This is a genomic window from Actinomadura fibrosa, from assembly GCF_900659615.1.
GTDB lineage: Bacteria > Actinomycetota > Actinomycetes > Streptosporangiales > Streptosporangiaceae > Spirillospora > Spirillospora fibrosa.
In genome coordinates this window covers 1-11,836 of the sequence record NZ_CAACUY010000129.1, presented here as the reverse complement: position 1 = coordinate 11,836, position 11,836 = coordinate 1, and the positions used below count along the sequence as shown (strand labels likewise).

Annotated in this window: 11 protein-coding genes; 5 read left to right on the top strand and 6 right to left on the bottom strand. The window is 73.4% G+C overall.

The genetic code is table 11. The features are described from left to right. The first annotated feature begins 100 nt into the window (after nucleotides 1–100). From E1300_RS31535 to E1300_RS31520, 4 genes are all read left to right on the top strand, one after another. The gene (locus E1300_RS31535; RefSeq protein ID WP_131760753.1) at nucleotides 101–2,266 is read left to right on the top strand and encodes an elongation factor G-like protein EF-G2; all 2,166 of its coding nucleotides are present in this window, start codon (nucleotides 101–103) and stop codon (nucleotides 2,264–2,266) included. Between the two features lie 234 nt (nucleotides 2,267–2,500). Further along, a complete protein-coding gene (locus E1300_RS31530; RefSeq protein ID WP_131760752.1) occupies nucleotides 2,501–3,376 on the top strand; it encodes a polysaccharide deacetylase family protein in 876 nt (291 codons plus the stop codon). 9 nt (nucleotides 3,377–3,385) lie between these two features. After that, nucleotides 3,386–3,841: a hypothetical protein gene (locus E1300_RS31525; protein ID WP_131760751.1), complete on the top strand. Its 456-nt coding sequence runs from the start codon at nucleotides 3,386–3,388 to the stop codon at nucleotides 3,839–3,841. After that, on the top strand, nucleotides 3,838–4,821 hold the full coding sequence (locus tag E1300_RS31520) for an HTTM domain-containing protein (RefSeq protein ID WP_131760750.1): 984 nt from the start codon (nucleotides 3,838–3,840) through the stop codon (nucleotides 4,819–4,821). Before E1300_RS31525 ends, E1300_RS31520 begins: the two co-directional genes overlap by 4 nt. Before the next feature lie 3 nt (nucleotides 4,822–4,824). Here E1300_RS31520 and E1300_RS31515 read toward each other — a convergent pair whose 3' ends face one another. Both E1300_RS31515 and E1300_RS31510 read right to left on the bottom strand, forming a co-directional pair. Continuing rightward, the gene (locus tag E1300_RS31515) at nucleotides 4,825–5,232 is read right to left on the bottom strand and encodes a thiol-disulfide oxidoreductase DCC family protein (protein WP_242619509.1); all 408 of its coding nucleotides are present in this window, start codon (nucleotides 5,230–5,232) and stop codon (nucleotides 4,825–4,827) included. 13 nt (nucleotides 5,233–5,245) lie between these two features. After that, the gene (locus E1300_RS31510) at nucleotides 5,246–5,875 is read right to left on the bottom strand and encodes an HIT family protein (protein ID WP_370785316.1); all 630 of its coding nucleotides are present in this window, start codon (nucleotides 5,873–5,875) and stop codon (nucleotides 5,246–5,248) included. 479 nt (nucleotides 5,876–6,354) lie between these two features. Between E1300_RS31510 and E1300_RS50435 the strand changes: the two genes are divergently transcribed. After that, nucleotides 6,355–6,861: an Asp23/Gls24 family envelope stress response protein gene (locus tag E1300_RS50435; RefSeq protein ID WP_207400062.1), complete on the top strand. Its 507-nt coding sequence runs from the start codon at nucleotides 6,355–6,357 to the stop codon at nucleotides 6,859–6,861. Nucleotides 6,862–6,871: 10 nt separating this feature from the next. Here E1300_RS50435 and E1300_RS31500 read toward each other — a convergent pair whose 3' ends face one another. The 4 genes from E1300_RS31500 to E1300_RS31485 form a co-directional block, all read right to left on the bottom strand. Beyond that, nucleotides 6,872–7,471: a hypothetical protein gene (locus E1300_RS31500; RefSeq protein ID WP_131760747.1), complete on the bottom strand. Its 600-nt coding sequence runs from the start codon at nucleotides 7,469–7,471 to the stop codon at nucleotides 6,872–6,874. A gap of 126 nt (nucleotides 7,472–7,597) precedes the next feature. Continuing rightward, complete coding sequence (thrS, locus tag E1300_RS31495; protein ID WP_131760746.1) at nucleotides 7,598–9,580, bottom strand: threonine--tRNA ligase; 1,983 nt, start codon at nucleotides 9,578–9,580, stop codon at nucleotides 7,598–7,600. A gap of 302 nt (nucleotides 9,581–9,882) precedes the next feature. Next, on the bottom strand, nucleotides 9,883–11,346 hold the full coding sequence (locus E1300_RS31490) for a sugar porter family MFS transporter (protein ID WP_131760745.1): 1,464 nt from the start codon (nucleotides 11,344–11,346) through the stop codon (nucleotides 9,883–9,885). 82 nt (nucleotides 11,347–11,428) lie between these two features. Further along, nucleotides 11,429–11,836: class I SAM-dependent methyltransferase (locus tag E1300_RS31485; protein WP_131760744.1), on the bottom strand; the 408-nt coding region annotated here is incomplete at its 5' end.

Below are 11,836 nucleotides of genomic sequence, written 5' to 3'. Positions count from 1 at the left end.
CGAGGTCGGACGCCGCACTCGGACGTCAGGGCCGGGCCCGCCGGGCCGGGCCCCAGCCGCACGCGGGCCTCCGCGCGGAGACCCGTCCGAGGAGGTAGTCATGGCGGACAAGGGAGGCCACCCGGGAGCCCCCGGCAGGGCACCGGAGGCCGGCGGGTGCGACAGGGTGCGCAATGTCGCGCTGGTCGGCCATTCGGGGGCGGGCAAGACCACGCTCGTGGAGGCGCTGCTCGCCGCCACGGGCACGATCCAGCGGGCGGGCCGGGTCGAGGACGGCACCACCGTCAGCGACTTCGACGAGGTCGAGGTGCGCCAGCAGCGCTCGGTCAACCTCGCGCTCGCGCCGTTCACGCACGGCGACATCAAGATCAACCTGATCGACACGCCGGGGTACGCCGACTTCGTCGGCGACCTGCGGGCCGGGCTCCGCGCCGCCGACGCGGCGCTGTTCGTGATCTCGGCCGTGGACGGCATCGACGGCCTCACCCGGATGCTCTGGGAGGAGTGCGCGGCGGTCCGGATGCCCCGCGCGGTCGTCATCACCAAGATCGACCAGCAGCGCGGCGACTTCGACGACGTGGTCCTGAGCTGCCAGGACGCCTTCGGGGAGGGCGTGCTCCCGCTGTACTTCCCCGCCGCCGGGGACGGCGGGCTCACGGGCCTGATCGGCCTGCTCACCCAGCGCTGCCTCGACTACTCGTCCGGCGAGCGCACCGAGTGCATGCCGGACCCCCGCTACCTGGAGCAGATCGGCGAGCAGCGGGCGTCGCTGATCGAGGGCATCATCCAGGAGAGCGAGGACGAGACCCTCATGGACCGGTACCTGTCCGGTGAGGAGATCGACGTCAAGGCGCTCATCGAGGACCTGGAAACCGCCGTCGCGCGGGGCACCTTCTACCCGGTGCTGGCCACGTCCGTCCCGCACGGCGACCACCCCGGGCCCGTGATCGGCATGCTGGAGCTCCTCGAAGTGATCACGCAGGCGTTCCCGTCGCCGCTGGAGCACGGGATCCCGCCGGTCACCTCGATCAAGGGCGGGCCGCCCAAGGAGATCGGCTGCGACCCCGGCGGGCCGCTGGTCGCCGAGGTCGTCAAGACCACCTCCGACCCCTACGTCGGGCGGATCTCGCTGGTGCGCGTGTTCTCCGGGACCCTGCGCCCGGACACCGTCGTCCACGTCTCCGGGCACGGCATGGCGGACCGCGGGCACGAGGACCACGACGTGGACGAGCGGGTCGGGGCCCTCACGTCCCCGCTGGGCAAGCTCCAGCGCACCGCGTCGTCCTGCATCGCGGGCGACATCTGCGCCGTGGCGAAGCTGAGCCGCGCCGAGACGGGCGACACGCTCTCCGATCCCGCGTCGCCGATGCTGATGGCGCCCTGGTCGATGCCCGACCCGCTGCTGCCGGTGGCGATCCGGGCGAAGTCCAAGGCCGACGAGGACAAGCTCAGCCAGGCGCTCGGCCGGCTCGTGGCCGAGGACCCGACGCTCCGGCTGGAGAACAACGCCGAGACGCGCCAGCTCGTGCTGTGGTGCATGGGCGAGGCGCACGCCGACGTGCTGATCGACCGGCTGAGGACGCGCTACGGCGTCGAGGTCGAGCGGGTGGAGCTGCGGGTGCCGCTGCGCGAGACGTTCGGCGGCCGCGCCAAGGGCCTCGGCCGGCACGTCAAGCAGAGCGGCGGGCACGGCCAGTACGGCATCTGCCACATCGACGTGGAGCCGCTGCCGTCCGGCTCCGGGTTCGAGTTCGTCGACAAGATCGTCGGCGGGGTCGTGCCGCGGCAGTTCATCCCGTCGGTCGAGAAGGGCGTCCGGCAGCAGATGCTGCGCGGCGTGTCCGCCGGGTACCCGCTGGTGGACATCAGGGTCGTCCTGCACGACGGCAAGGCCCACTCGGTGGACTCCTCCGACATGGCCTTCCAGGCCGCCGGGGCGCTCGCCCTGAAGGACGCGGCGGGCTCGGTGCCGATCCTGCTGCTGGAGCCGGTGGACGAGGTGGCCGTCCTCGTCGCCGACGAGTACGTCGGGGCGGTCATGTCGGACCTGACCTCGCGGCGCGGCCGGGTCCTCGGCTCGGAGTCAGTGCCGGGCGGCCGCACGATGATCAAGGCGGAGGTGCCCCAGCTGGAGATCATCCGGTACGCGATCGACCTGCGGTCCATGTCGCAGGGCACCGGCACGTTCGACCGCGGGTTCCTGCGGTACGAGCCGCTTCCCTCGCACCTGGCCGAGAAGGTCGCCGCCGGGTCCAAGGACAGCTAGGACTGGTCCCGCGGGACGGGGACGGGCCCGGCAAGCGCGCGGCCCGTCCCCTCTCGCGACCGCGCCTCTCCCGCGCGAGACAGGGACTGTCGCCCGCGGGCGTCCGCCGTCCCGCTCAGCGGGCCCCGGCGCGCCTCATCCTCCGGGCGCCCGGCCCTCATACCGGAGTGTGAGCCGCGATTCGGCCGTCAGACCGATGATCTTCGCGAATCGCCATGAAACGCTGATTTCGCTATGGACGACGCGGGGGTGGGACGGCGTTCCGGGGGGCCGGGCCGCCGCAGGGTGCTCAAGGGCCTCGGCCTCGCCGCGGGCGGGCTGCTCGCCGGCGGCGCCGGGGTCGCGGGCGAGCAGGAGTGGCAGCGGCAGGACCCGCCGACGCCCGCGTCCGCCGCCTCGGTGGACTCGTGGCAGCAGCCGGGCCGCCAGGTCGACGTCGTCTGGGCCGTCGACACCGACCGCAGGCTCGTCGCGCTGACCTTCGACGACGGGCCCATGCAGCGATGGACTCCACAGGCCCTCGACGCGCTGGAGGCCGAGAAGGTGCCCGCGACCTTCTTCGTCGTGGGCGAGCGCCTGGTCCGCAACGCCCGGCTCGTCCACGGCCGCCTCGGCCGGCACGAGATCGGCAACCACACCTGGCGGCACGACGACCTCTCCCGGCTGAGCCACGCGCACGCCTACCGCTCCATTCACCGCACGCACGCGGCGATCAAGGCGGTCACCGGCCGGGAGGCGACGCTGCTGCGCCCGCCGTGGGGGCGGCTCGGCGGCACCACCCTCCAGGTCGCCGCCGAGCACGGATACGACATCGCGCTCTGGTCGCTGCTCGTGCAGGACCGCCGGCTACGCGGGAGCCCCGGCGAGCTCGTGGACGCCGTGGTGGACAACGCCCGGCCCGGCACGATCCTCCTCGCGCACGACGTCGGCGCGCCGAGCCGCAAGGTCGCCGTGCAGCAGCTGCCCGCCATGATCCGGGGCCTGCGGGGCCGGGGCTTCGAGTTCGTCACCGTCTCCGAGCTCCGCCAGGCCGCCGCCCCGAAGCGCCGCCCGGCCCGCCCGGCCCGTGCGGCGCCGCTCGCGCCCCCTCCCCCTCGGGCGCGGCTCTAGGCTGTCCGGATGCACCTTCCGGCCCTCCGACTCGGCACCGGCGCCCGGCTGTGGCGGTCCGCGGCCGCCGCCACGGGCATCGCCGCCCTGTTCTACACGAGCGCGTACGGCGCCGACGACGACTTCCCCTTCGGGCCCATGACCCAGTTCGCGTTCTCGGTGAAGAACGACGGCGGAGAGATCCACTCCCACTGGCTGGAGGCCGACACCGCGGCGGGGCAGCACGTCAAGCTGTCCATGGACGCCGTGGGGTCGGGCATGAAGCGCGCCGAGATCGAGGGCCAGATGGACCGGCTCGTCCGCGACCCGTCCCTGCTCCAGGGCATCGCCGACGGCCAGCGGAGGCTGCATCCCCACGAGCCCAGACTGACCAGGATCTACATCGTGAAACAGGTCCAGACGCTGAAGCACGGCAAGGTCGTGGCGACCACGAGGACCGACCGCGTCGTCTGGGACGTCCGGTGACCGCCGCCGCGACGCCGGAGACGCCCCGGCCCGTGTCCGCGCCGCCGCCCGCGGCCGCCCCGCGGCGGACGCCCTGGGGCCGCTGGTGGTACGGCCCGGTGCCGCGGGCCAGGATCGCCTGGCTGCGGATCATCGGGTACGGGTTCCTGCCGTTCGACATGCTGCTGCTGACCAGCAGCTCGATGGCGCACGCGCGGCTGCCCGCCGACCTGTACCAGCCCGTCCGGCTGGCGCGCTGGCTGCACCTGCCCGCGCCGACGCCGGGCGCCATGTACACGCTGCTGGTGGTGACCGTCGCGGCCGGGCTCGTGGCCGCGACGGGCCGCGTGCTGCCGCGGCTCACCGGCTACGCCGCCGCCTGCGGGTACCTCTGGTGGGTCACGATCAGCATGTCCTACGGCAAGGTCGACCACGACCACCTGGCGCTGATCATCGCCCTGTTCGTGCTGCCGAGCGTCGGACGCGCCCGGGTCGACGACGAGCGCGGCTGCGAGGCGTCCGCCTGGTCGGTGCGGTGCATCCAGGTCTCGGTGGTCGCCGCCTACTTCCTGTCGGCGTGGGCCAAGGTCCGCATCGGCGGGTTCCCCGCCTGGCCGAACGGCGCGACCGTCCAGTGGGCGCTGGCCCGCCGCGGCACCCCGTTCGGCCGGATGTTCATCGGGTACCCGCTGGTCCTGAAGATCAGCCAGTGGTTCATGCTCCTGGCGGAGGCGACGTCCCCGGCGCTGCTGTTCCTGCGCGGGCGGCCCCTCTACGCGCTGGTCCTGTTCTTCGCGGGCTTCCACGCGGTCACGTACGCGCTGATGACCATCCACTTCCTGCCGCACGCGATCTGGCTGGCCGCGTTCCTGCCGCTGGAGCGGCTGACCGGCCTGCTGCCCGGACGCGTCCGCGCCCTCCTCGCCCCGGCGTCCGGACGGCCCGCGTCCGGAGAGCCGGTGCCGGTGGGGCCGGTGTCCGAGGAGCCCGCGAAAGGCTGAGGCTCAGCCGCGGTCCGCAGCCCCCGGGCGCCGGGCGGCGGGGAGCGCGCACGCCGCCGTACCGCCCGGCATCCGCTGCCGGTTGTTAGCGACGAGCCGGTAGAGCAGGTGGGCGGCCCAGCTCGCGGGCGCGATCCGCATGGCCACGCCTACCGCCCGCCACGCGCCGCCGGCGGCCGTCAGCAGTCGTCCGATCGCCTCCGCTCCCCCGCTGACCCGTCCGGCGCGGTCGACCCACAGCACCTCGTGCTCGGCGCGCTCCGCCGTCGTCCCGAGCGCGTCGAGGTCGGCGAACTGGAAGGCGACGATTTCCGCGTCCACCGGCACGTACCGCTCCAGGAACCGCACGCAGGACGTGCAGAAGCCGCAGTCGCCGTCGTAGACCAGGACCGGCCGCTCGCGTCGCGCCACGGGGCACATGGGCTCAGGCGTCCTGCGGCCAGGCGTCGGCGAGCATCTGCCGGGTGTCGCGCAGCAGCTGCGGGAGCACCTTGGTGTGCCCGACGACCGGCATGAAGTTGGTGTCGCCGCCCCACCGCGGGACGACGTGCTGGTGCAGGTGCGCCGCGATCCCCGCCCCGGCGACCAGGCCGAGGTTCATCCCGACGTTGAACCCCTGCGCGCCGCTGGCCTTGCGCAGCGCCGCCAGCGCGCGCTGGGTGAACACCGCGAGCTCCGAGAACTCCGGCTCGTCGAGGTCGGCGTAGTCGGCGACGTGCCGGTACGGGACGACCATCAGGTGCCCGGAGTTGTAGGGGTAGAGGTTGAGCACCGCGAAGACCGACCGGCCGCGGGCGACGACCAGGCCCTCCTCGTCGCTCATCGCGGGGATCTCGCAGAACGGGCAGCCCTCGCCGGCCCCGGCCCCGCTGGGCTTGTTCTCGCCCTTGATGTAGGCCATCCGGTGCGGGGTCCACAGTCGCTGGAAGTTGTCGGCGACGCCCGCGCCGCCCCGCTCCTCCTCAAGGCGGGGCCGCTGCTCGCTCCCGGCCTCCGCACCGGGCGCGTCGTCGCGCCCCCGCTGCACCACGGGCTTGTCCGGCTCTGCGCTCAAGGCGGCGGTCTCCTTTTGTTCACGGCCTGACCAGCAGCATAGAGAGGGAGCCGGGGGAATCCGCAGCCGGGCTCCCCGGCGGCCGGGACGCGCCCGCAAATCCCCACTTCCGTGACGTCTCACGGGTCCCTCCGACACCATGGTCACCCAACCGATCCAGGGGAGCGATCATGACCGAGCTCGACAAGGGCTATTCCGGGAACGGCGGGGAGCCGCCCTCCGAGGTCAGGTCCATGCCCTACTTCCCGGGCGCGCCGGGCCAGGCGGGCCAGCCGGGCCAGTCCGGCCAGCAGGGGCCGCCGGGGTCACCCGGACGGCCCGGTCCGGGCCAGAGTCCGCACGACCCGCCGTTGCCGACCGGTATGCCGCTTTCCGCCCCACCGAGCCCTCCCCCGCCCGGCCCGGCGCCCGTTCCTGCGCCCGTTCCTGCGGGAGGCGGCGCGGCGGGTCCGTCCGGGGGGTCGGCGCCGCCGCCGTACGTGCCGGCACCGCATGCGCCCGCCCCGCACGCCATGCCGGCGCAGGGCGGCAGGCCCTCCGGCGACGGGCCGCCGGACGGGCCGGACGCGGAGGCCGTTGGGACGGGACGGGCCGTGGAGGGCCGCATCACGATCGAGGACGAGGTGATCGAGAAGATCGCCGCGATCGCCGCGCTGGAGGTGGCGGGGGTCGTCGCGCTGACCGGGCGCCCGGGCCCCGGACCAGGGCCCGCGCCGGGCCCCGTTTCGGCGCAGGGGGCCGCGCAGGGGGCGGAGCCGCTCCGCCGCCCGGAGCCGGCCGCGGGCGGCGTCCGGATCCGGCTCCACGACGACGAGGTGACGCTCGACCTCGGCATCGCCGTCGAGTACGGCAGCGTGATCATGGACGTGGCGACCGTGGTCAAGGCGAACGTGGCGCGGGTCGCGGGCCTGATGCTCGGGATGCGGGTGGCGGCGGTCAACGTCGCGGTCGAGGACGTCCGCATGCCCGGCCCCCGCTCCCGGTGACCGTCCGGCGTCAGGCGGCCCGCGCGTAGCAGGTCTGCATGGACACCCCGACCGACACGGTGGTGACCTTGACGCGCTGGACGAGGTGCGCCGGTACGCCGGTGAACGTGAAGGTGTGCGGTGCCCCGCCCCGGACCGTGGTCTGCTTGGACTGCGGGGCGCGGCCCTCCAGGGTCAGCTCGGCCCGGATCGCGCCGCTGGAGGCGACGGTGATGACGACCTCGACCGTGGTGGCGGCCGCGCGGTAGTAGGCCGTCCCCTGCGGGCACCAGGTGATCGTGGCGGAGCCGTTCTGGCTGGGGATCTGCGGCCCGCCCCCGGTGGCGCCGCCGCTCGGGTAGGGCTGGCCGCTCCGGTTCTGCTGGGGCGCCGGGTTGGTCGTGGTGGCGGACGGGACCGAGCCGCCCGGGAGGAGCGTCTGCCCGGTCGCGGGCGTGGCGCCGGCGCTCGCGGTGCCGCGGGCCCCGGCGGCCGTGCCCTTCCCGTCCTTGCCGATCAGCGGCATGAGGAGCACCACGACGGCCGCGACCACGAGCAGGACCGCGCCTCCGTAACCGGCGACCCTGGCGAGGACGGGCTTCGCGCCCCTCGCGGGCCTCCTGGACTTCATCTGCGCTGTCTCCCCGGTCGTCGCACGTGACCGCCGAGGCTACCAACTCCGGGGCCCGCCCACTCCCGCGGCGGTGAACCCGCACGTCGCCGCCGGGCCCGGGGAGCGCCCCGGGCCCGCGGCGGCTCAGATCTGGACGCGCGCCTCGACGGCCTTGACGATCTCCTCGACGGCGTCGTCGATCGGGACGCCGTTCTTCTGCTCGCCGCTGCGGTAGCGGAACGACACCGCGTCCTTGGCGACGTCCTCGTCGCCCGCCAGCAGCATGTAGGGGACCTTCTGCTTCTGCGCGTTGCGGATCTTCTTCTGCATCCGGTCGGACGAGGAGTCCAGCTCGAACCGGATCCCGCGCTCGCGCAGCCGCTCGGCGACCCGCTCCAGGTGCGGGACGTGCGCGTCGCCGATCGGGATGCCGACCGCCTGCACCGGCGCCAGCCACGGCGGCATCGCGCCCGCGTAGTGCTCCAGCAGCACGCCGAAGAACCGCTCGATCGACCCGAACAGCGCCCGGTGGATCATGACGGGCTGCTTGCGGGTGCCGTCGGCGGCCTGGTACTCCAGCTCGAACCGCTTGGGCTGGTTGAAGTCGACCTGGATGGTGGACAGCTGCCAGGTGCGCCCGATCGCGTCCTTGGCCTGCACCGAGATCTTCGGGCCGTAGAAGGCAGCGCCCCCCGGGTCGGCGACCAGGTCGAGCCCGGAGGCGTCGGCGGCCTCCTGGAGCGCGGCGGTCGCCTCGGCCCAGTCCTCCTCGGCGCCGATGAACTTCTCCGAGTCGTCCCGGGTGGACAGCTCCAGGTAGAACTCGTTCAGCCCGTAGTCGCGGAGCAGGTCGAGCACGAAGGTGAGCAGGCTCTTGAGCTCGTCGATCATCTGCTCGCGGGTGCAGTAGATGTGCGCGTCGTCCTGGGTCATGCCGCGGACGCGGGTGAGGCCGTGCACGACGCCCGACTTCTCGAACCGGTAGACCGAGCCGAACTCGAACAGCCGCAGCGGCAGCTCGCGGTAGGACCGCCCGCGCGCCCTGAAGATCAGGTTGTGCATCGGGCAGTTCATCGGCTTGAGGTAGTAGTCGCCCCCGTCCACCTCCATGGGCGGGAACATGTCGTCCTTGTACCAGCCGAGGTGCCCGGAGATCTCGAACAGGTTGCCCTTGGTGATGTGCGGGGTGTTGACGAACTCGTAGCCCGCGTCCTCGTGCCGGCGGCGCGAGTAGTCCTCCATGACCCTGCGGACGACGCCGCCCTTGGGGTGGAAGACGGCGAGGCCGCTGCCGATCTCGTTGGGGAACGAGAACAGGTCGAGCTCGGCGCCGAGCCTGCGGTGGTCGCGCTTCTCGGCCTCCTCCAGCAGCCTGAGGTACTCGTCCTGCTTCTCGCGCGACTCCCAGGCGGTGCCGTAGATCCGCTGGAGCTGCGGGTTCTTCTCGCTGCCGCGCCAGTAGGCGCCGCCGGTGCGCATCAGCTTGAACGCCGGGATGACGCGGGTGGTCGGCAGGTGCGGCCCGCGGCACAGGTCCTTCCAGCGCAGGTCGCCGGTCTTGGCGTCCAGGTTGTCGTAGATGGTCAGCTCGCCGCCGCCCACCTCGACGTCGGCGCCGTCGGCGGCGTCCGCCGCGCCGCCGCCCTTCAGGCCGATCAGCTCCAGCTTGTAGGGCTCGGCGGCCAGCTCGGCGCGGGCCTCCTCGTCGGTGACGGGCCGCCGGGAGAACCGCTGGCCCTGCTTGACGATCTCGCGCATCCGCTTCTCGACGCGCTTGAGGTCGTCGGGGGTGAACGGCTCGGCGACGTCGAAGTCGTAGTAGAACCCGTTCTCGACGGGCGGGCCGATGCCGAGCCGCGCGTCCGGGAACAGCTCCTGGACGGCCTGCGCCATCACGTGCGCGGCGGAGTGCCGCATGATCGCCCGGCCGTCGGCCGAGCCGATCTCGACCGGCTCGACGGCGTCGCCGTCCCGCAGCGGCGCGGTGAGGTCGCGCAGCTCCCCGTTGACCCGGGCGGCGATCACGGTGCGCCCGTCGGCTCCCAGCGCCTCCCCGGCGGTCGCGCCGGCGGGCACCGCCCGCTCGCTCCCGTCGAGGGTGATGCGCAGCTCGGACACGGTGGACACGGGTACTCCTCGTGATGGTGGTTCGGGGTCGGCGGACTGAGATGCTATCGACTCGGGCCCGCGCCCGGTCGCATCCGGCTCCATCGCGCTCTCCTGTCGTCACGCGGCGCGGCCCCCCGCGGCGACCCCGGAAAGCGGTGAGGCCCCGGGATCGCTCCCGGGGCCTCACCGCTCGCAGATGTCAGTGCACGCGGCCGCCGCGCCGGGAGGGACCCGGCGTCGTCGTCTCGAACGCGGCGCGCATGGCACCACTGTAGCCCATCGGCATCATGATCTTCAGCGGCCGGCGGCGGTGCGCGCGGTCACGCGCGGGCCCGCGGGGCGGCGAGCCGGTCCATGTCCTCCAGCTCGCGCCCCTTGGTCTCCGGGACGGCCCGGATCACGAAGAAGAACGCCAGCACGGAGAACAGGGTGTACAGGCCGTACGCCAGGCCCAGCGAGAAGCCGGAGATGCCGGGGAAGGTCGTGGTGATGATCCAGTTGGCGATCCACTGGGCCGCGGCGGCGACCGCCAGGGCCGAGGCGCGGATGAAGTTGTTGAACATCTCGCCGAGCATCACCCACACCACCGGGCCCCACGTGGCGGCGAACGAGAACACGTAGACGTTCGCGGCGACGAGCGCGACGGGCCCGGCGACGTCCCCGAGGTGCGGGTCGCCGTCCACCACGGGGGCGGTGGCGAAGCAGAAGGTCAGGATCGCGAGGGTGACCGCCATGCCGAACGCGCCCGAGAGCAGCAGCGGCCGGCGCCCGACCCGGTCGACGAGCGCGATGGCCACCAGCGTGGACACCACGTTCACCACCGAGTTGATCACGGAGGTGAGCATGGCGTCGTCCTCGCTCATCCCCGCCGCCTGCCACAGCGAGGACGAGTAGTAGAAGATCACGTTGATGCCGACGAACTGCTGGAACACCGACAGCAGGATGCCGACCCAGACGATGGACAGCAGGCCGAGCCGGGACCCGCGCAGGTCGCGCAGGTGGACCGGGCGGTCCGCGGCGATCGAGCGGACGATCTCGCTGATCTTGGTGTCGACGTCCCCGCGGCCCATGACGCGGGCCAGCACCTGCCGGGCCCGCGCCATGTCGTGCTTCTTGACCAGGTAGCGCGGCGACTCGGGGATCGTCGTGGCGATGACGCCGTACATCACCGCCGGGACGATGGCGCTCGCGAACATCCAGCGCCAGGCGCTGCCGCCCCAGGGGAACGTCCCGGTCGCGCCGCCGTCCGACACGCGGGCGATGACGTAGTCGACGACCAGGGCGGCGAAGATGCCGAGCACGATGGCCATCTGCTGGAGCGAGCCGAGCCGGCCGCGCAGCTCGGCGGGCGCGATCTCGGCGATGTAGGCGGGCGCGATGACCGACGCCGCGCCGATCGCGAGGCCGCCGACGACGCGCCAGAACGTCAGGTCGACCGCGTTGAAGGCGAACGCCGAGCCGAGCGAGCTGATCACGAACAGCGTCGCGGCGATGAGCATGACCCGCACCCGGCCGATCCGGTCGCCGAGCGGCCCGGCGAACCAGGCGCCGGCGGCGCAGCCGAGCAGCGCGCTCGACACGACGAAGCCGACGACGAACGAGCTCAGGTGGAACTGGTCCTTGAGCGCGTCGACGGTCCCGTTGATGACCGACGAGTCGTAGCCGAAGAGGAACCCGCCGAGCGCCGCCGCGCCCGCGAGCAGGGCGGCGGTGGCGGCCGAATGGGACGGGCCCTCGGAACTTCCCTGTGCCGCTGTAGGCGGTCCGCTACCCGGTGTAGTCATGCTGGGTGATCTTCCCCAAGGGAAGGACCTTATTCCGGACGGCGGGGTTACGGACGGTCGTTTCCGGGCGCCCGGTCAGGGCTCAGTCCCGGACGGCGATCCCGAGGACGTGGGGCGAGGCCGGATTCGGCATCCGCGTCGCCGGGAACTCGAAGCGGCGCTCGCCGCGGACGGTGAAGCCGGCGCCGGCGATCCACTCGTCCGTCCGGCGGGAGAGCCGGCAGCCGCCCGCGATGAGCGGCCAGCCGAGGTCGGCCCAGCGCTGGAAGCGGATCTTCCCGGCCGTCCGGCCGCGGACGTGCTCGTAGTAGCGCAGCTCGCCGCCGGGCCGCAGGACCCGCCGCAGCTCGGCCAGCGCGCGGACGGGGTCGCGCACCGAGCACAGCACCAGCGACGCCACCGCGACGTCGAACGAGGCGTCGTCGAGGTCGAGGTCCTCGGCCACGCCGGGGCGCACCGAGACCGGGACCGGGGCGCGCGCCGCGGCCCG

Coding starts and splice junctions, on each gene's coding strand:
- E1300_RS31535 (WP_131760753.1), top strand. CDS start 101: ATGGCGGACAAGGGAGGCCACCCGGGAGCCCCCGGCAGGGCACCGGAG.
- E1300_RS31530 (WP_131760752.1), top strand. CDS start 2,501: ATGGACGACGCGGGGGTGGGACGGCGTTCCGGGGGGCCGGGCCGCCGC.
- E1300_RS31525 (WP_131760751.1), top strand. CDS start 3,386: ATGCACCTTCCGGCCCTCCGACTCGGCACCGGCGCCCGGCTGTGGCGG.
- E1300_RS31500 (WP_131760747.1), bottom strand. CDS start 7,471: ATGAAGTCCAGGAGGCCCGCGAGGGGCGCGAAGCCCGTCCTCGCCAGG.
- E1300_RS31490 (WP_131760745.1), bottom strand. CDS start 11,346: ATGACTACACCGGGTAGCGGACCGCCTACAGCGGCACAGGGAAGTTCC.